This is a genomic window from Polaribacter sp. WD7, from assembly GCF_003335085.1.
Classification (GTDB): domain Bacteria; phylum Bacteroidota; class Bacteroidia; order Flavobacteriales; family Flavobacteriaceae; genus Polaribacter.
Genome location: NZ_QPEJ01000016.1, coordinates 429,726 through 450,977 on the forward strand (window position 1 = coordinate 429,726; position 21,252 = coordinate 450,977).

The 21,252-nt window shown below is 30.5% G+C and carries 16 protein-coding genes; 3 read left to right on the forward strand and 13 right to left on the reverse strand.

What is annotated here, in order from left to right:
• Positions 1-3 precede the first annotated feature (3 nt).
• The 6 genes from guaA to porU form a co-directional block, all read right to left on the reverse strand.
• Entirely contained in the window at positions 4-1,539 is a 1,536-nt protein-coding gene (gene guaA, locus DUT90_RS06105; protein WP_114426273.1) for a glutamine-hydrolyzing GMP synthase, read from the reverse strand.
• A 69-nt stretch (positions 1,540-1,608) separates the two neighbouring features.
• Positions 1,609-2,673, reverse strand: a complete 1,065-nt coding sequence (locus DUT90_RS06110) for a 3-oxoacyl-ACP synthase III family protein (protein ID WP_114426274.1) — start codon at positions 2,671-2,673, stop codon at positions 1,609-1,611.
• 120 nt (positions 2,674-2,793) lie between these two features.
• Positions 2,794-3,177 (reverse strand): group III truncated hemoglobin, encoded by a 384-nt coding sequence (locus DUT90_RS06115; RefSeq protein ID WP_114426275.1) that lies wholly within the window; start codon positions 3,175-3,177, stop codon positions 2,794-2,796.
• Entirely contained in the window at positions 3,174-3,656 is a 483-nt protein-coding gene (gene cdd, locus DUT90_RS06120; RefSeq protein WP_114426276.1) for a cytidine deaminase, read from the reverse strand. Before cdd ends, DUT90_RS06115 begins: the two co-directional genes overlap by 4 nt.
• 64 nt (positions 3,657-3,720) lie before the next feature.
• The gene (gene porV, locus DUT90_RS06125; RefSeq protein ID WP_114426277.1) at positions 3,721-4,839 is read right to left on the reverse strand and encodes a type IX secretion system outer membrane channel protein PorV; all 1,119 of its coding nucleotides are present in this window, start codon (positions 4,837-4,839) and stop codon (positions 3,721-3,723) included.
• A 39-nt stretch (positions 4,840-4,878) separates the two neighbouring features.
• Positions 4,879-8,277 carry a type IX secretion system sortase PorU gene (porU, locus tag DUT90_RS06130; protein ID WP_114426278.1) on the reverse strand — a complete coding sequence of 1,133 codons (3,399 nt, stop codon included), beginning with the start codon at positions 8,275-8,277 and terminating at the stop codon, positions 4,879-4,881.
• A gap of 202 nt (positions 8,278-8,479) precedes the next feature.
• On the opposite strand from porU, the gene gldJ reads away from it, so the two are divergent.
• Positions 8,480-10,153, forward strand: a complete 1,674-nt coding sequence (gene gldJ, locus DUT90_RS06135; RefSeq protein WP_114426279.1) for a gliding motility lipoprotein GldJ — start codon at positions 8,480-8,482, stop codon at positions 10,151-10,153.
• A gap of 66 nt (positions 10,154-10,219) precedes the next feature.
• Positions 10,220-11,476: a UDP-N-acetylmuramoyl-tripeptide--D-alanyl-D-alanine ligase gene (gene murF / locus DUT90_RS06140; RefSeq protein ID WP_114426280.1), complete on the forward strand. Its 1,257-nt coding sequence runs from the start codon at positions 10,220-10,222 to the stop codon at positions 11,474-11,476.
• Here murF and DUT90_RS06145 read toward each other — a convergent pair.
• Positions 11,469-12,323, reverse strand: coding sequence for an N-acetylglucosamine kinase (locus tag DUT90_RS06145; protein ID WP_114426281.1), 855 nt, complete (start codon positions 12,321-12,323; stop codon positions 11,469-11,471). The genes murF and DUT90_RS06145 overlap by 8 nt on opposite strands.
• 155 nt (positions 12,324-12,478) lie before the next feature.
• On the opposite strand from DUT90_RS06145, the gene DUT90_RS06150 reads away from it, so the two are divergent.
• Entirely contained in the window at positions 12,479-13,216 is a 738-nt protein-coding gene (locus DUT90_RS06150) for a tyrosine-protein phosphatase (protein WP_114426282.1), read from the forward strand.
• Between the two features lie 31 nt (positions 13,217-13,247).
• On the opposite strand, the gene DUT90_RS06155 is transcribed toward DUT90_RS06150, so the two are convergent.
• The 6 genes from DUT90_RS06155 to DUT90_RS06180 all read right to left on the reverse strand — a co-directional run bounded on the left by DUT90_RS06155 (position 13,248) and on the right by DUT90_RS06180 (position 21,251).
• On the reverse strand, positions 13,248-15,629 hold the full coding sequence (locus DUT90_RS06155; RefSeq protein ID WP_114426283.1) for a tyrosine-protein kinase family protein: 2,382 nt from the start codon (positions 15,627-15,629) through the stop codon (positions 13,248-13,250).
• Position 15,630: 1 nt separating this feature from the next.
• Entirely contained in the window at positions 15,631-16,434 is an 804-nt protein-coding gene (locus DUT90_RS06160) for a polysaccharide biosynthesis/export family protein (RefSeq protein WP_114426284.1), read from the reverse strand.
• 3 nt (positions 16,435-16,437) lie between these two features.
• Complete coding sequence (locus DUT90_RS06165) at positions 16,438-18,345, reverse strand: nucleoside-diphosphate sugar epimerase/dehydratase (protein ID WP_114426285.1); 1,908 nt, start codon at positions 18,343-18,345, stop codon at positions 16,438-16,440.
• Between the two features lie 262 nt (positions 18,346-18,607).
• The gene (locus DUT90_RS06170; RefSeq protein ID WP_114426286.1) at positions 18,608-19,573 is read right to left on the reverse strand and encodes a glycosyltransferase family 4 protein; all 966 of its coding nucleotides are present in this window, start codon (positions 19,571-19,573) and stop codon (positions 18,608-18,610) included.
• Positions 19,574-19,577: 4 nt separating this feature from the next.
• Positions 19,578-20,501, reverse strand: a complete 924-nt coding sequence (locus tag DUT90_RS06175) for an NAD-dependent epimerase/dehydratase family protein (RefSeq protein ID WP_114426287.1) — start codon at positions 20,499-20,501, stop codon at positions 19,578-19,580.
• Between the two features lie 3 nt (positions 20,502-20,504).
• Entirely contained in the window at positions 20,505-21,251 is a 747-nt protein-coding gene (locus DUT90_RS06180; RefSeq protein WP_114426288.1) for a glycosyltransferase family 2 protein, read from the reverse strand.
• Position 21,252 lies beyond the last annotated feature (1 nt).

Here is a 21,252-nt window from a genome sequence, read left to right on the forward strand (position 1 = left end):
ACGTTATTCCCATTCTATTGTTGCAGGTGGTTTTGAGCTAATATCATACACAACTCTATTTACACCTTTTACGTTATTAATTATTTTATTAGATGTTTTCTGCAAAAATTCGTAGGGTAAATTTACCCAATCTGCGGTCATTCCATCTGTACTTTCTACAGCTCTTAAAGCTACTACTTTTTCATAAGTTCTCTCATCTCCCATAACTCCTACAGAATTAACAGGAAGTAACATGGCCCCTGCTTGCCAAACGCTATTATATAAACCATCTTCTTTAAGTCCGTTTATAAAAATAGCATCTACCTCTTGTAAGATACGTACTTTTTCTGCGGTAATATCTCCCAAAATACGGATTCCTAACCCAGGACCAGGAAAAGGGTGACGCCCCAATAACTCTGGATCAATTCCCATAGAAGCTCCTACTCTTCTTACTTCATCTTTAAAAATCATACGTAATGGTTCTACAATTTTTAATTTCATAAAATCAGGTAAACCTCCTACATTATGATGGCTTTTAATGGTTGCAGATGGCCCTCCGTTTACTGAAACAGATTCAATAACATCAGGATAAATTGTACCTTGTGCCAACCAAGTTACATCTTTAATTTGGTGTGCTTCATCATCAAAAACTTCAATAAATGCATTTCCTATAGCCTTTCTTTTTTGTTCAGGGTCTGTTACACCTTTTAAAGCTTTTAAGAAACGTTTGGAAGCATCTACTCCTTTAACGTTTAAACCCATACCTTCGTATTGTGCAAGCACATTTTTAAACTCATCTTTTCGTAAAAGACCATTGTTTACAAAAATACAGTATAGGTTTTTTCCGATAGCCTTGTTTAGTAACACTGCGGCAACTGTAGAATCTACACCTCCAGAAAGCCCTAAAACTACCTTGTCGTTTCCTACTTTTTCTTTGATTGATGCTACTGTACTATCTACAAAAGAATCTGGGGTCCATGTTTGCGCAACCCCTGCAATTTTTACCAAAAAATTTTCTAGTAATTGTTTACCATCTTTAGAATGATATACTTCTGGATGAAATTGAATAGCAAAAGTTGTTTCTCCATCAATTGTATAAGCAGCATTTTCTACGTCTTTAGTACTTGCTAGTAATTTTGCATTTGTTGGCAATTCTTTAATAGTGTCTGAATGACTCATCCAAACTTGACTACCTTCTGATATATTTTCAAAAAAAGTCTCATCACTTTTTATAAAAGATAAATTGGCTCTACCATACTCTCTAGTATTAGAAGGTGCTACTTTTCCTCCAGAAAAATGTGCTAAGTACTGAGCACCGTAACAAACCGCTAACATTGGTTTTTTACCTCTAATTTCTGATAAATCTGGGTGTAAAACATTTTCTCCTCTTACAGAGTTTGGGCTACCGGATAGTATAACCGCTTTGAATTCTGATTGGTTTTTTGGTGGATGATTGTATGGGTGAATTTCACAATAAATGTTTAATTCTCTAACTCTTCTCGCAATTAGCTGCGTGTATTGCGAACCGAAATCTAAAATAAGTACCTTGTCTTGTTGCATGCGCAAAAATAATATTTTGAATTAGATTTACGATAAGAATTTATAATTTTTACAACAAATGAGTATTCCTTAAAATTGATATACTATTGCATTGATATTCATCCCTGCACCTACAGAGGCTAAAAGCACAACATCTCCTTTATTAACTTCTTGGTTTTCTATTTGGCCTTTTAAAACCAAATCTAATAATGTAGGAACAGTTGCTACAGAACTATTGCCTAATTTATGAATACTCATAGGCATTACATCTTTGGGTACTGGCTTTTTATACAACCTGTAAAAACGTTTTATGATGGCTTCATCCATTTTTTCATTGGCTTGATGGATAAATATTTTTTTTATATCTTCTATAGCTATACCGCTTTTATCTACAGCAGATTTCATAGCTTTAGGTACATTTGTTATGGCAAACTCGTAAATTTTTCTACCATACATTTTAATATAACGGGTATCTTTTGTTTTGGCTTGTTTATAAGACGGACCAAAAAATAAAAAATAAGCCTCTTCTTTTGCCCATGTTTGTGAGGCGTGTGCTAAAATTCCCGAATCAGATGCTGATGTTTTTTCTACGATACAAGCACCTGCTCCGTCACTATAAATCATAGAATCTCTATCATGTTTATCTACAACTCTAGACAAGGTTTCTGCACCTATAACCAAACATTTTTTTGCAATACCCGCTTTAATAAATGCCTGCGCTTGTATGACTCCTTCTACCCAACCTGGACAGCCAAATAAAATATCATAAGCTACACAATTGGGATTTTCTATTTGCAAGCGATATTTAACTCTAGTTGCTAAACTTGGTAACATATCGCCTTGAACGGTACCTTCTTTAACATCACCAAAATTATGCGCTAAAATGATATAATCTAGTTCTTCTGGGTTTATGCCTGCATCTGCTATTGCTTTTTCGGCTGCAAAAAATGCTAAATCTGAGGTTGTATATTCTGGCTTTGCATAGCGTCTTTCATCTATACCCGTAATGGCTTTAAATTTTTCTATAATAACTTTATTTTCTGAAGAAAAAGAACTCCCATCATTATTCAAAAAATCTTCATTTAAAAAATCTTTATTTTCTTTTTTTATTGATGGAATAAAAGTACCTGTTCCTGTTATTTTAGAATTTACCATAAACGTTTAATTTGACAGAGCAATATATGAAAAGAAATTACATTGCATTTATTATGCACGCATAACAATGGGAAACTCAAAACGATTTCTAAAGAATATTACCTATAAAAAGTTAGACGTTTAATTTTCATAAACATTCATCTTAAGTTGCATTACTGTTGCTATAGACGTTGCCCTATTTTTCATTAAGTTACATTTTTGTCCTTCAAAATAGTTATCAATCGTTGCAAATAAATACGATATCCAAATCGTAAAATGTTGTTTTTTAAACCTTGTAAAAGCATTTTGGTCTAGATGTTTTTTCATAACATTATTTGAATACACTGCTGTATCTAATAAAATATCTGACCAGAAATTTGTAATAACTTCTATATGGCTTTGTAAATGATTATCTGCAACAATATTTTTAAAAAAAGGAAACATTTTTGGATCACCTAACAACTCATTGTAAAATTTTGTGATAATGAATTTGATGTCTTCTCTAGATGAAATATCTACTCTCATAAATATGAACTATCAAACGAAAAAGGCAATAAAGAAAGTAACGACTCTGTTTTGACAATTTCCCCTACTTCTCCCATAAAAATAACCTGAAAAGGTGTTTTTTGATTGATTTCATATTCAGATAGTGTTTGTCTACATGCACCACAAGGTCCTATAGGTTTATCTACTTTTGAGAGTTCTGAACTGGCTGTAATTGCTAATTTTTTAATTTTTACCCCTGGGTAATGAGACCCTGCATTCCAAATAGCGACTCTTTCTGCACACATTCCTGATGGATAAGCTGCATTTTCTTGATTATTTCCCAAAACAATCTCACCATTTTCTAACAATATTGCTGCACCAACATTAAACTTAGAATAGGGTGCATAGGCTTTTTTTCTTGCTTCTATTGCCTTGTTCATTAATAATAAATCTTCTTTTTGAAGTTCTGAAATATCATTAAAAATAGTGACCGATGTTGAAACCTGAATTTTGTGCATATTATTTTAGTCAAAAAAAGCAGCCTAATGAGACTGCCTTTGAGTTGTATACATTTAATGAGTTTTAATAATCGTCAAAAATTTCACCTAAATCAAATGATAAAGAAAAACGTAATGAGTTTTCTAAAGGGTTATTTACATCAGAAGAGTTGATTAAATACGATAAATCTATATTTAACGCATTGGTCTTAAAACCACCTCCTAAAGTAAAAAATTGTCTATTTCCTTTATTAGGGTTTTCATTAAAATATCCTGCTCTAATAGCAAATGCATTGTTGTATAAATACTCTGCACCCAAAGCATAGGTAAATTCTTGCAACTCTTCACTAAACCCTCCTGGAGCATCTCCAAAAGAAGTAAAAATACCTTCTACCCAACCAATTTCTTGATCAGAACCATCAGGTTGTGGTGTAGGTACTAATAATTTTGTAAATTCTAATGTTGTAGAAATCGTGTTGTAATCGTCCAAAATAAAATCAAATCCTCCTCCTAATTTTAAATTCGTAGGAATAAAATCTTCTTGACCAGGAGTATACGATACTTTAGGTCCAATATTAGTAATATTAAAACCAATTCTATAACGTCCGTTAAAATTACCATAGTTTTCTTCAAAAGATTGGTAGTATCCAGAAACGTCTACAGCAAATGAATTTATTGGCTGTAACGTGTTACCTGCTGTACCGTTAAAAGACAAATTAGATCTTAAATATTTTAAACCAACTCCCATAGAAAAGGTTTCACTCAATTTTAATGAATACACACCTGTTACAACAAATTCGTTAGGGTTTATTGAACCGTTTGGGTTTCCATTATTGTCCGTTAAATCTATTTGTCCTAAAGAGAAATATCTAAATTCTGCACCCCAGGCAGCATTTTCACTAAATCTTTTCATATAAGAAGCACTACCTATAAAAATATCATCTGTTAAATTTCTTAACCAAGGAGAATACGTTATACCAGCTTTAACTTCTCTATCACTAAAAGCTATTTTAGATGGGTTGTGAAAAAGTGAAAACCCATCTGCACTTGTAGCAACTCCAATATCTCCCATACCTCCAGATCTTGCATCAGGAGCAATTAATAAAAAAGGTGCTGCAGTTGTAATTCCTCCTCTTGTTTGTGCTTTTGTAACAGCGCTTATTGCTAAAACACAAACGATAAAACATACTATAATTTTCTTCATTTTTTATTTTCTATTCTTAATTTTACAAATATCTAACTTTTATTGAAGTATTACTAATTTTTCATACTTCTCTGCAACCAAATTACTTGTTGTAGACTTTACTCTAAGTTTATATACATAAACTCCTTTACCTATTTTATTACCAAAATCATCTAAACCATTCCATGTAATATTTCTTGATAAATTACCTGTTGTTTGCACGGTTTGATTAATGGTTTTTATGAGTTTACCTGAAACGGTAAACACTTGAACCTGTACCTCTAAAGCTTCATTTGGCTTATTGTGATTAAACCAAAATTCTGTATAATTTATAAATGGATTTGGATAATTTAAAACATTTTCTAAATTAAGTATCTCATCACTTACAACCACGAAGTTTAACGTGGCTTCAGACGAATTATTGTAAGTATCCCAAGCTTTAACACTTAAGGTATGAGGACCAACTTCTAAGTCTCTGAGCCTAAAGGTTACCTTACCCCTAGTAAAATCGTTGAGTTCTGTTTCGTAAAAATCATTTAAAACGATAGGATTAGATGTGTCTCCATCTAAAATACCTACAATATCATGATCTACTGCTGTAATAGAAGTATTAATACCACTTGGGTCTGCTAAAGATGCTATTAAATTGGGGGAAGTATTTGTATTTCCTCCATCTGTAAATGATTCGTCATTCATAAATAATCTAATCTCAGGACCAACTGTATCATCAGGTGCATCTTCATTTATACCTCCAATAACTACATCTAAATTAAACCCAGATTTGTCTATTTCTCCATTTTCTGCATAAAAACTCAGTTTACCTCTACCAAAAGCTATTTTAATATCTTTGGGTACTATAAAGTCTACTTTAAACACACCATTTTCTACTGTAGATTTTCCTTTAAATAATTTACTATTCTGTGTATCAAAGTCTAAGTTTACTCCAGAACCATCGTTATCTAAAGTTCTTTGTGCTATAGGCTTATCAAAAATTGTAGTTGACAACGTACCATTAAAATCGCTCATCAAATTGTTGGCTCTATCTTGCACCTCTCCTTCAAAAGTTACTCTAGAAAGTGCTTTTATAGTATCTAACGATTGTGTAATATCTCTATCATTCATTTTGGTAAGCCTAATATTAGGCTCAGGAATGGCAAGCTTCATCGCGGGATCTCCAAAATTGTAAATAAAAAACTTTTGATTTGTTCTAGCACTATTTTTTGCTTTTACCAAGGATTCTGCAATAGTTAAATCTTCATCATTAAACTCTAATAAAATTCTAATTAAATCTTCATTAAAAGCTTGCCCAACGTTTATAAACACCTCTCTAGTAGTGGTTATCATATTAGCTGCACCACCTTGCTCACTCCAAAAAGTCAACTCACCTGCAGTGATTCTGCTTGGGTTATCAAACCTAGAAAAATCGCAGGTAACCGTTATTAAAAGTGGTAGTGTATTTCTGTTGTTTAGATTTTGAATTTGAGGTCTTTCTAAAATTCTTTCAGAAGCAAAACCATCTTCTCCTCCATGTCCAAAATAATCAAAAACCAATGTTCCTCTTTCTATAGCGTTATTTATAGCGTTGTTAACTTCTGGATATCTTTCTCCTCCTGATGAGTTTTGCTGTACAAAAGAATCTGCATAAATTTTATCGACATTAAAAACCGGTCTGCTTTCTTTAATTTCATCAGCTATGATTTCTACACCTCTTTGAATAGCAATATCAAAAGAATCATCTATATCATCTGCCAATAGCGTTATTGTATTTCTCCAGTCTCCAATTGCATTTCTACTGTAATAACTCAAAATCTTATCAACTACAATTCTTGCTTGAGGTATATCTGAAACGGGAATCCTACTTGAAGCTACATCTATAGTATGTGTATTAGACATTGTACCTTCATTATCTTCTAACATTACAAAAAAATCATCTGTAACATAAGAAATGGCAAGATTAAAACTATCTTCCGCTAATTTTACGGGTACTATATTGTTGTTTCCTGGCGTTCTGTTTTTATAATCAAAAGAGCTATCTCCAAAGAAGCAAACAAACTTTAATTTTTGATCTTCTGAAGAATTTGTATCGTACAAGTGTCTTATAAAATCTCTTATCCCTGTAATGTCTTTAGAACCTGATGCGAATTCATTATAAATTTCGTCTAAAACAACAACTTTGGTAGACAAATCTGAATTTTCTTGATGAAAATCTGCGAGTCTTTGAGCTTCAGAAGCCAATTCGTTATTGGTGATAATTAAATAATTGATATCTCTTAAACTATGTAAGTCTTGATTGGCTACTCTACCTTCTTGAAGTGCTTGTGGTGTATAAAAGTCATTTTGATTCAGTACCACATATTCTTTTAAAACCCCTCCTTCATCTGTAAAACTAAAAGCATTATCTGTATTTTCATTTGCAATTGTTTCTGGATTTATAGGGTTTGTTACATCCCAAACTTGAAAAATATTATTATTGTTTTCTATTAGATACTCTACAGCAGATGTAGCGTTGGCTTGGTCAAAGTTTCTAAATGAAAATTGATTTCCGTTTGCTAGTAACTGTTTTTTTCCGATAACTTCTATATAATCTAAAAAAGCATTAGCAGATGGGTTGCCTCCATTATTATATGTAATGGTTACATTAACAGCATCTCCACTTACTGAAGCACTTGCAATATTTTCTCTAGTTACAGCTTTGGTTAATGATGTAGGTCTTACACCAAAATAACCCAATGTAAACAAATCTTGATCATTTACCCTTATATCCATAGAAGATGAAGATATAGATGCGGCTACTCCTCTTACACGAATACGAAGATCTTCATTAGGCACTGCATTTGGAAACGGAATACTAAAACTTTGCGTATTTTCAATATTAAAATCTTGATTAAAAAACCATTGAGTTCCTGCAGCTAAAATATTACGTTCTTCTTTCTCAAAAAAAGTATAATCATTGTAAGTTGTAATTTGAGACGTTGTGTTAGCTACAACAGGGTTTTTTGGTTGTATGCGTTTTCCGTTTTCTTCAGAAACTGTTATAAAATAAAAAGACTCGTCAGAAAAAATATTTTGTCTATGCCTAGTAGTATTAGGGTTACTTGTACTTACAATCCAATCATGAGGTCCTTTAGCATAAAAAAGGATAAAGTCTGAACTGTCAAAAGAGCCATCACTTTCTCCTTCTATATAAATTGCATTTTCTTGTAAATCTTCAAATCGAAAATCTGAATTTAAAACAGGTAGTAAGTTTCCTCCATTTCCATAAATACGAATTTTTCTAGGGTCTAAACCGTTAGTAGAAACTCCAATTTCTTGCAATAGGTTTCTATCTATTCTAAAAACACCTGTTGTATCTACAGAAAACTTAAACCAATCTCCAGAAGATAACACAGAATTAGTAACTTGAGCGTTTGCAACTTGTATAAACGCAACAAATAAGAGTAAAAAAATATGTCTTTTCATAATTGTATTCAAATAACGCAAATTATTTGTAGATATTTTAACACAAATGCTCTAAAATTATACTAAATTTAAATCGTTCTCGTTTATTAGAATGTGAACGTAAAAATGAGGCGTTAAAATTAGCATTTTACTTGTCTGAACGTAGAATTATTGTAAATTGCATCGCTATAATCAAAACCCTAAACAATTTTCAAATTAGAAAATGAAAAACATCTATAAAATATCACTGTTTACGCTGTGTGTATTCGTATTAGCTAGTTGTAGCAGATCAACTTCTGGGAGTTCTAAATTAACAGGAATTCCTTTTAACAACCCAAAATATGGCAATTATATAAGAGGTGGGGCTTTTGCTGGTCAAGACACACCTTTAGGTATGGTAGCCATAGAAGGAGGTACATTTACTATGGGACAAGTTCAAGATGACGTTATGTTTGATTGGAATACAACCCCAAAAAAAATGCATATTCGTTCTTTTTTTATGGATGAAACTGAGGTTACCAACTCAGAATACTTTTTATATGTACAATATATCAAAGACGTTTTTCCTCCATCAGAAGAAAAATACAAGCACATATACAATTCTGTTTTACCTGACACTTTAGTGTGGAGAAAAAGTTTAGGTAATACAGATATTTTATCTGAAAATTATTTACGTCATCCTGCTTATGCTGATTATCCTGTAGTTGGAGTGAGTTGGTTACAGGCAAATCAATATTGTAAATGGAGAACTGACGCGGTAAATTTAAAAAAATTAATAGACAAGGGATATATCAAAAATATTTTTGATAATGATTCTATTAGAAACTTTTTTGATACGGATGTATTTTTTGCTGACTCTGAAAAACTTTTTGATGGTGACTCTACAATCTACCAAAGAGGTATTAGAACAAGGGGTGCTGTGAGAGGAGAAAGAGGATCTTTTCAAGGTAGAAAAATTACTAAAGCAGATGGTGTTTTAAGTCAAAAATTTAGACTTCCTACAGAAGCTGAGTGGGAGTTTGCTGCCAAAGCTAATATTGAAAACAGAGAATACAATAATGTTAGAGGTAGAAAAAAATATGCTTGGAACGGTAAGTATACAAGAGAAACTGAAAAAAGATTTAGAGGAGACCAATTGGCAAACTTTAAGCAAGGTAAAGGTCAATACAGTGGTCTATCTGGTTGGAGTTCTGATGGTTCAGACATTCCTATTCGTGTAAAATCTTATCCTCCAAATGCATTTGGATTGTACGATATGTCTGGAAATGTCGCAGAATGGGTAGCAGATGTTTACAGACCGATAATAGACAATGAAGCTAATGATTTTAATTATTTTAGAGGCAATGTGTTTACCAAGAAAATGATTGATAAAGAAGGTAATGTAGTTATTGCTGACGTTTCTAGTGGTGCTGAAGTTGAATATGATACGTTACCAAACGGTAATATTATTCCTAAACAATTACCAGGAAGTATCAAATATATTCCAATTACTAAAAATGATGTTACGTTAAGAAGAAACTTTAGTGTTTCTGACAATAGAGCCATTGGGGATGGTGATTTAAATTCGTCTAGATTTTATCAAGATGATGAAGATCAATTTGCTTCTAGACCTACTATGTACAATTCTCCAAGAAGACCAACCAAAGAGGTAGATCCTGATACAGGAGAGGAAATTCTAGTAAATGATGCTAAAAAGAGAACAACTTTAATTAGCGACAGAACTAGAGTTTACAAAGGTGGATCTTGGGTTGATAGAGAATATTGGCTAGATCCAGCACAAAGAAGATACCTACCTGAATATATGGCTACAAACTTTATTGGTTTTAGATGTGTAACGGACAAAGTAGGCCCTATGACCTACAAAAAAAGAACTGCTAGAAATCCTTCTAGAAAATAATATTTTTTTATACAAATAAAGCCTCATTGTAAAGTTTGCAATGAGGTTTTTTTTTATTTTTAAATCATGGACTTAGAAAGTATATATAAATACTACACAGAAAATTATCTCATAGATACAGATACTCGTAATATCAGACAGAATAGTATGTTTTTTGCGCTTAAGGGTGAGAATTTCAACGGAAATATGTTTGCTGAAAAAGCACTTTCCTTTGGTGCTTCATATGCCGTGATTGATGAAGCTGAATATAAAACAGATGATAGAATTATTTTGGTTGATGATGCTCTACACACACTTCAAAGACTTGCTAATTATCATCGAAAAAAACTAAGTATTCCTATTTTTGGACTGACAGGTAGTAATGGAAAAACAACCACCAAAGAATTAATAAATGCTGTGTTATCAAAAAAATACAGGACCACTGCGACACAAGGCAATTTGAACAATCATATTGGGGTACCACTTACACTTTTATCTATGACACCTGAAACAGAAATAGGTATTGTAGAAATGGGGGCTAACCACCAAAAAGAAATTGCTTTCTTATCTTCTATTTGTGAACCTGATTATGGCTATATTACAAACTTTGGCAAAGCACATTTAGAGGGTTTTGGCGGAGTTGAAGGTGTTAAAAAAGGAAAAAGTGAATTGTATACTTTTTTGAGAGCACACAAAAAGACAGCATTTATAAACCCTCATGACAGTATACAGGTAGAAAAAACTAAAGACATAAAAAAAGTTGTATTTTTGGAAAGTATAACTTACTTAGGCCTTAACCCCTATGTGAAATTGTCTTATAAAAATGATACAATACAGAGTAATTTAATTGGAAAATACAATTACTACAATATAGCTATTGCATGTACTGTAGGACACTTTTTTAAAGTTAATCATTTAGATATCAAAAAAGCTATTGAAAACTACATACCAGATAACAATAGATCTCAAGTGATACAAAAAGGTTCTAATACTATTATTTTAGATGCTTATAATGCAAATCCTTCTTCAATGATTGCTGCTTTAGAAAATTTTAATGCCATGACATTTAAATCTAAAACTGTTATTTTAGGAGATATGTTTGAACTAGGAAGTGATAGTGAAAAAGAACATCAATTTATCGCTAAACTAGCTGGAAAATTTAGCTTTGACTGTTGTCTTTTTGTTGGAAAACATTTTTCTAAGGTAAGTACTAACCCTAATTTTTTTAAGAATTTTGATGATTTATACGATTCACTAAAGAATAATCCACTTCAGCATCAGTCTATATTAATTAAAGGCTCTAGAGGTATGCGTCTAGAAAGGCTTTTAGAAATTATTAATTGATATTGTTTTTATGATATTTTAACAACTTATCTATAGGCCTTTGTATAACATCTGTAACTTTTAAATTATTTTTTACAGCTATTTTTTCTAAAATATCTCTAAAATAATGCGCTATAGACCCTATAAAATAAACTGGTGTCTCAGAAGTTTTGTTATAGGGCAATACTCTATATTTAAAAAATTCTTGAAACCCTTTCTTTATGATTCTTTTAATGTACTTATCTTCTTTAAAATCAAACATAAACTTAGCAAAAGAAGCTAAATACATATTTGGGTTTGAAGCTCTATATAAATTCTTCTTTATATAGTCTGCATCTAGATTAAATTCCTCTTTAAATTTTTCTGCAATATTTTTTGGCATTATATTATAATAATAATCAATAATCAATCTCTTTCCAAAGTAATTACCACTAGCTTCATCCATTAAAATATAACCTAAAGAAGGCACCAACATTTCCATCTTTTCTCCATTAAAATAACAACTGTTAGAACCCGTTCCTAAAATACAAACTATAGCTGGTTTTTTACCAGAAGCCGCGTAAACTGCAGCCAACATATCTTCATCTATAACAACTTTAGCATTTACAAAAATAGACTCTAAAACTTCTTTTAAAATTTGAACTGGGTTTGGAGTTCCACATCCAGCACCATAAAAATGAATTTCTTCTACTTGATCTTTTACCTGTATAAGTTGAAACATATTAATAATTCTATTATGTAACTCTTCTGCAGGAACAATTGCTGGGTTTAAGCCTAAAGTTCTAGTTCTAAATAATTCTGTCTTGTTCGTTGTATCTATAGCAATCCAATCTGCTTTAGTTGAACCTCCGTCAGCAATTAGTATCATATTTTTTTATTTTACTCAAAGATATTACAAGTAACATTCATATACAATAGTAGTAATATCTTCAATCGTTTTCGTAATTATTAATTTATCTTAGACTTGTAAATATTGAAAGTATATTATATTTAATTATTGTAAATTTGCTTTAAAGGCTAATTATGTTATTTTTTAAGAAAAAAGAAATTCCACTATCTGATTTTTTTCCTAAAGGATTTGTAGATATTCATTCGCATTTATTACCTGGTATTGATGATGGTGCAAATGATATAGATGATTCTATAGAACTTATTATAAAAATGCGTTCTTATGGTATAAAAAAGCTTATCACTACTCCTCATGTTTTAGGTGATGTTTATCCAAACACAACCGAAACGATTTTAGAAAAATTAGAACTTGTAAAATCTGAGTTGATTAAAAGAAATATTACTGATATAGACGTTTCCGCTTCAGCAGAATATATGATAGACGAACAATTTTCACTACGTCTAGAAAACAACGATATTCTTACCTTAAAAGACAATTTTATATTGGTAGAGATGTCTTATTTTAATGCTCCTTATAATTTGTATGATGTTCTTTTTGAAATTCAGTTAAAAGGTTACAAACCCATTTTAGCACATCCTGAGCGTTATATTTTTTATCATAATAATTTTGAAAATTTTCAAAAACTAAAACGAGCTGGATGTTTATTTCAATTGAACTTATTGTCATTAACTGAACAGTATGGCAAAGGAGTGCAAAATACAGCTAAAAAATTAGTACAACAAAATTTCTATGATTTTGTAGGTACAGATACACATCATAAAGAACATCTAAAGCGTTTAAAAAGCATAGCGACCCCCAAAAACATAAAAACACTAGAACATTTGATTGCTAAGAATGCATATTTTAAATAAAAAAGGAAATCAAATTGATTTCCTTTTTTATTTAACTAAATATTTTCTTGTACCAAGGTTTTTGCTCTTGTTCTACATAACCATAGCCGTAACCGTAACCGTAGCCATAGCCGTAACCATAGCCATAACCTCTTTTCATATCTGTATCATTCAACACTACAGACATATTGGGTAATTTTTTCTCTTTATATAAAGATTGTGGAACTTGCAGCATTCTTTTATCTAAATAATTTGCTCTTGCTACATAGATGAACATATCTGAATACTTTGATATCAGCATTGTGTCTGTTACAAGATTTACAGGAGCAGTATCAACAATAATATAATCATATTGTTCTTTTACTAAAGAAAAGAGCTCTTTTATTCTATCAGTAAGCAATAATTCTGCTGGGTTAGGCGGAATAACTCCCGAAGCAATAATATCTAACCCTTTAATTTCAGGAATAGAAAAAACTATATCTTGAACACTTAATTCTTTATTTTTGATATAATTAGTAATTCCTTTTCTTTCAGGTATTCCTAAATACTCTGTAACCTTAGGAGCTCGCAAATCCATCCCCATTAACAACACTTTTTTATCAGAGAGAGACAATGCTGCGGATAAATTTATAGAGATAAAAGATTTTCCTTCCCCACTTGTGGTAGATGTTATAAAAATGGTTTTTCCTTTTTTATTTTCGTCATCAGTCAATATAAAATCTAGATTTGTTCTAATCAATCTAAATGCTTCTGCTGTGCTAGATCTAGAATCCTTTCCTATAACAATTTTTTCTTTAGTTTCAGAATGTGGCACATCACCCAAGAATGGAACATCTGTTAAATCTTCAATATCTTTTCTAGAATGGATTTTTGTATCTAATAAATTCTTTAGATATATAAAAACAAAAGGGATTACTAGACCCATAATTAGAGAAACTAAATAGATAATATTTTTTTTAGGTGAAACAGGAACCCCATTACCATAAGCTACATCTATAATTTTAGCATTAGGTACTGTAACAGCTAAAGATATAGCAGTTTCTTCTTTCTTCTTTAATAAATACGAGTATAAGCCTGAAATAATTTCTTGCTGTCTTGCTATATCAATAAATCCTCTTTCTAATACTGGAATAGACGAAAGTTTTTCCTTGATATTAGTTTCTACGTTATTAAATTCTCCTATTTGACTTTTTATTGATAAAATTAAATTTTCTATACTCTTGATTAAATTAATTCGTTGAAGTTTTGTTTCTGTAATAATACGTCTTAGATTTGGATTCTCTGGACCTGCACTTAACCTTAGTGTGTTTTTTTCAGAAACCAACTTATTATATGATATAATAGATTCAGAAATATTTTCGTCTCTTAATCCTAAGTTTGGTGGTAAGGTTTCTGTATCTGATTCTTTTAGTCTTTGGTAAACATCTTCAGCTAGGACTAATTCAGAATTTAACTCAATGAGTTTATCATTATATCTAGATGCCTCTTGTAAAATTATCTGACCTTCAGAAGACAAACCTATAAAGTTGTTCTTCTTTTTAAAATTTTTAACACTGTCTTGAATATCTCCTAATTCTATAAAAATCTTTTTAAGTCTTTCATCAATGAAATCTTTGGTTTTTTTTGAAACTTCGTTTTTATCACTTATTGCGTCTAAGTTATATTGCCTTACTAATTCATCCAAAAAGTCAACTGATTTTTCTAAAACATTACCATCTATAGATAAAATTAGTACACTAGAGTTTTTGTTAATAGGTGATATACTAACAGCTGATCTATATTTATCTATAGCTCTTGTTCTTTTTGATATTTTAATAAAAATCTCTTTATTGACCTTATAGTCTGGTCGTACTAAATTTATACTAATAGTTCCTAAGTTACTGTTTTCAATTACACTTCCAAAAGTAAACTCTCCAAGGTTTTTGTTTTGTGAATTTTTTAGTAAGAATTTTTCGTTATCTATTATTGAAACTGATATTAGTGTATCTTTTTCTAAGATTTTAGGGTTCATCTTAGAAAAATTCAACTTAATCGGGGTCCTTTTATATAATTCAGAATTAATAACTCTTCCTTCTACAAAATAAACTACGTTGAGTTCTAGACTATCTACAACTTTACCTACAATTTTTCTAGACCTAATTATTTCTATTTCGTTATCTGTATTATTTGAAGAACCTGTACCTACTATTCCTAAATCTGAAACTGCTTTTAACTCATCAGAGATACCAGACTTTTGGTTATCCTTAATCATGATACTGGCAGAGGCACTATATTTTGGTGTAGAATATTTTAAATATAAATAGGCTATTGAAAAAGAAATAAGACAACTTAACAAAAACCATTTCCAATTATACAAATACCTTTCAAGTTCTTGTCTAATATTTAAAGAATCATTTACTTTTATTTTTTCTTTAGAACTCACTGAATCTTGCATATTATCTAATTAAAAGGGAAACTATAGTAATTAATAAACCTGTTATAGAAATAAATAGACTTCTATTAGAATTATTAGAAGCTGATTGAATTCTAGCATAATTGTGTTCAACATAAATATTATCATTTTGTTGTAAATAGAATACTGGAGAGGTGTATATATTTTTTGACCTCAAATCTATCCTGTACTCTTTTTTTTCGTCTCCTTCTTCTCTAGTTACTAAAATATTATCTCTTCTCCCGGAAATATTTAAATCACCCGCTAAACTTAGTGCGTCCAAGATTGTGACTCTTTCATTAGGTATAGTATAAGCTCCTGGTCTTCTAACATCTCCAAAAATATTTACTTTAAAATTTGTTATTCTAATATTTATCGTAGGATTTTTTAAAAATCTAGGTGATAATTTACTTTTTAATAAAGAAATGACTTCCTCCCTAGTTTTTCCTGCTACTTTAATAGAACCCAATACGGGGAAATCTATGTTACCTTTACTATCCACTAAATAAGGTATAAGCTGTCTTTCTTGGCCTATTCTGTCTGGCGCAGTGATATTTACTGAAACGGTTGGTAAATTAAAAGGAATAGCAGCTTTGATATCGTCAGCAATTACAGTAATCTGCAATAAATCATCAGGTTTAAAGATTGTGGTATATATGTTACTAACCTTTTTTTGGTTTATAGTATCATTTTGAAGGTATGCAATTTTTTTATTGGAGACACATGAAGTTATAGTTATAAGGAATAAAAAGGAAAATATAACTCTATAAAATATAGACATGATTTTTTTTTTTTGCGAAAATAGCATATTTTATGAAACCTTTTCTGTTATCTGATCTAATTTTTCAAATTCCGAATTGTTTGAAACGTATTCGGGAACTAACTCTTTCATAAACTTTACCAAATCACTATTGTTAAGTGTTGAGAAATTAGCCGATAGATGGTTGATATTTTCTTGAACATGAGAGACATCAATTTCCTGACTTTTTGCTATCATAATTTTTTCATGGTACGTTTTAGTAGTGTTTTCTCCATTTGCTAACAATTCTTCATACAACTTTTCTCCAGGTCTTAATCCTGTTATTTTAATATCAATATCTTCTGGATATTTCAAACCAGAAAGATGTATCATTCGTTTTGCAATTTCAAATATCTTGACTGATTTTCCCATGTCAAAAATATAAATTTCTCCACCTTTACCCATAGTACCCGCTTCTAACACTAGACTACACGCTTCAGGAATGGTCATAAAGTATCTTGTTATCTTTTTGTGAGTTACAGTTAAAGGTCCTCCATTTTCAATTTGTCTTTTAAATAGTGGTATCACAGAACCGTTAGAACCAAGTACATTTCCAAATCTTGTTGTTGTAAATTTTGTGTTTTTTGCATTTTTACTAACACAACTAATGTACAGTTCTGCAATACGTTTAGAAGCCCCCATTACATTTGTAGGGTTTACAGCCTTATCTGTAGATACCATTACAAACCTTTCAATATTGTTTTCTATAGATAAGTCTGCTAAATTTTTAGTTCCTAAAACATTAACTTTTATAGCTTCATAAGGTGATTTTTCCATCAAAGGAACGTGCTTATATGCCGCAGCATGAAACACTCTTTGCGGCTTGTACTTTTCAAATATCCTAGATATTTTAAAACGATCTCTAACATCTGACACTATGGCAACAAAATTGGTAATTCCTTTTTGAATTAATTCTTGTTGTAAATCATACAAAGGAGATTCTGCTTGATCTATCAACACAATCAATTTACAATTGTAGCCACAAAGTTGTCTTGATATTTCACTTCCTATAGATCCTGCTGCTCCAGATACCAGTATCACCTTATTACTAACCTCTCTTTGAACGATAGGGTTGTCAATAATAATTGGAGCCCTATCTAACAAATCTTCAATTTTAATCTGTCTAATTTGATTTGCTTGCAAATCACCTCCAATCCACTTCGTTAAGGGAGGTACTATTTTTACTTCTACATCTAAATCTATAAATTTATCTGTAATAGAAAGTAATCTGTTCGGTTTTATGTTTTGGATAGAAATAATAACTTGATCTATATTATTCTTTTCAATGAATTTTGCATTAATATTATCCGGATTGTAAATCTTTACTCTATCTATTTTTTTTCCAATCTTGCTTTTGTTATCATCAATAAAACCGATAACTTCATAATTATGCTTTGTATCTCTATTTAAAGCACTGAATGTAATAATTCCAGAATCTCCTGCTCCGTATATCAAAACATTATTAACCGTATCTAATTCTGTTGAAATTACTTCATAAAAAGCTTTAAAAACAAATCTGCTTAAAATCAAAATAAATGTTGCTACTAAGTAATGTATAGCTATGATTGACTTTGGTATATAAAAATCTTCTATAAGATCTAAAAAGAAATTAAAAGTGACTGCTAAAGAGATTATAAGACATAATAATGTACTTCCTATAAAAACATTAAACGTATCTCTAATACCTGTATGCCTTATTATTCCTTTATAAGACCCAACAAATAAAAAGCTAATCAACGCAAAAACAACTACAAAAGGGATTTGATGTAATAAATTTGAGTAATTAAAATCGAAACTAACGTTAAACCTTATAAAGTAAGCTATGAAAAAAGAAATGATAACCAAGACCAAATCTACGCATAAAACCAGCCACTTGGAGGCATATTTATTTAAGGTCTTTAAAAGAAAGTTTTTTAACATTTTTGGTCTTGTTACTTTGCGAATTTACAATATTTTATTTATTATTGATATGATACTTTTTCTAACTAAAGCTACTTTACTACATTTAAAGAGTAAACATAAAACATTTTCGCAGATTCTATCCTTATTTTTAGACTTAATGCCAAAAATAGGGGAAAACACCTATATATAGGTAAACAATTTAATAACACCCTTCTTTTTTTCTATTAATCCTATTTTTAATAGAACGTGAAATATTTTCTTAGAGATGGTAATATGACCGCTAATTATTTAATATTTGTTTTTTAGTCTCTATTTTTTTAAATAAAAAAACATAACTAAGTATCAAACATAAAACAATACCCAAAAAAACATAGGATTGATTTACCATACTAAATTTATATGTTTTAAAGGCAATGTAACTTATAACAACTTGTAGTATCGCATAAAGTGCAGAAACCTTAAGATGAGAAATTTTATAAACGTCTACTAACTTTTGATAGATATGATGTCTATGAGGGTCTAATACACTTTCTTTAGTGTAGAATTTTCTGTACAGCAATGTCATACCTGCATCTGCACCATATACCATGATACACATTAACACAAATGGATACGATAATTTAATGGCAAATAACATGCCTAAGAAAAAAATTAATATTCCTATTGCTATACTACCAATATCACCTGCAAAAAAAAGTGCTTTTTTTCTAAAATTATAAAACCCAAAAACAATCAATGATAATGCAGCATATAGTATTAAGTTATCGTTTACTAAGTCAACTTCTGTATTGATCAAATAAAAACCAAATAATGAAGACAAACTATATAAACCTGTAATACCATTGATACCATCCATAAAATTAAACATATTTAATACACCAACACCCCAAGCTACATAAAAAAAGAACCAAAATTCTAAGGACACCTCTAATTCGACTAAAACTAAAGCAATGGCTAATATTTGAAAAGGAAATCGTATTTTAGAACTAAGTGTATAAATATCATCTAAAAAACTCACCAATGATATTAACAATACGCCTGCCACAAAATAAGGGTATTGAAATTGATTGAACACAAAAAACAACACTATTGCAATAGGAAAAATAATACCTCCTCCTCTTACTGTAATCTTTGTATGTGAACTTCTTTGGTTAGGCTTGTCTACAATTTTAAACCTAATTGCTAATTTTAAGTAAATGAATGAAGCAGCAATTAAAATAATTAAAACGAGTAAAAATTTTTCCATACTTTTAAAATGAAGCTATTGTTTTTTTTAATCCTTCTGATGTGGATAAAGGTAGTTCTTTTTGAAGAGCTTGTTTAATTTTTAGATTAGATACTTGATAATTTTCTGTAAGTTTTTCTAATTTTTCAGAATTTACAGGCAAAGGCAATATGTCACCTATTTTTGCTAAAGCAATAACTAAAGGTTTTGGAATATTTAAAATTTTTGCTGGTTTTTTTATAGTTTCTCCTATTATTTTTACCAAAGCTGTAGTAGACAAAGACGCATCATCAGCAATATTAAAAACTCCTGATTGAATTTTTTTATTGGTAATTAATTCATGTATTATAAAGCATAGGTTATCTACCGAAACAAACGATCTTTTGTTTTTGTATTTCCCAAATGGATAGGGTATTCCTTTGGATACAAAGCTATACAACACATTCAAATTTCCTTTATTGTTAGGACCATGAATCATGCAGGGCCTTAAAATAAAAACTCTTTTACCTTTAGGAATTTCTTTTGACAAAATATAATTTTCTGCTGCTAATTTAGATTTTCCGTAGGCCGTAATAGGATTAGGAGTTTCGTTTTCTGCCAAAAAACCTTCCACTTGATCTGCTACTGCCTTTACTGAACTCATGTAAATAAAAACTTCGCATTCGCTTTTTAAAAAAACATCAAAAAGTATTTTGGTCAATTCTGTGTTTACTTGAAAGTATTCAGCATCCTCTGAAGTCTTTTTTAAATCATGTGCCTTACCTGCTAAATGAATAAATGCGCTACAAGTATTTAGTATCTCTGTAGTTAAACTTTGATAACCTATCTCTGTAGCACTAGGTTTTCTAGATACCCCTAAGATATCTCCATTTAAATTCGTCAAATAGTTACTTAAATTCACCCCTACAAATCCTTTGTTACCTGTTATGATGTATTGTTGTCTGTTCAAAATTTATGCTTTATTTAAAAAACCTACAATTTTCCAAAAACCTCTTAGTTTTACTTTTGTTTTATTAAAACCTATTTGATTTCTTTCTAAAGCCTTTGCAATTTCTCTAGATACTATTTTATAGCTGCTAAAACCAGAACTGCTTACACCACCTACCAACATAGCCGTGGTGGTAATATTAGAAAATTTCCAAGAAATGTTATGCTTTAAGAAAAAACGAGTAATCAACTCGTAATCTGCACCAATGATAAAATCGAGATGATAACTACCAAATTTGGTAAACAAGTCTCTCTTGAAAAATATAGCAGGATGCGCGGGCATAAAACCAATTTTTAGTTTTTCAGGGTTCCAATTTTTTGCGGAATATTTTCTTACAGTTTTTCCTTCATTATTAAATTGAATAATGTTACCAACAGAAGCATCTACATTATTTTGGTTGTGAAATTTTGCAACATCTTCCAAGACTGTTTCATCGTTAAACACATCGTCAGAATTTAAAATTCCTACAATATCTCCTGTTGCCAGAGCAATACCTTTGTTCATTGCGTCGTAAAGGCCTTTATCTTTTTCTGAAACAATATTTGAAATAACCTCTTGATACTTATTCGCTATTTGTAAAGTATCATCAGTAGATTTACCATCAATAACAATATATTCTATATTTTGATAAGTTTGGGAAGCAACTGATTGAAATGTTTTTTCAATAGTTTTTGCACTGTTATAGCAGACCGTGATTATAGATATTTTCATA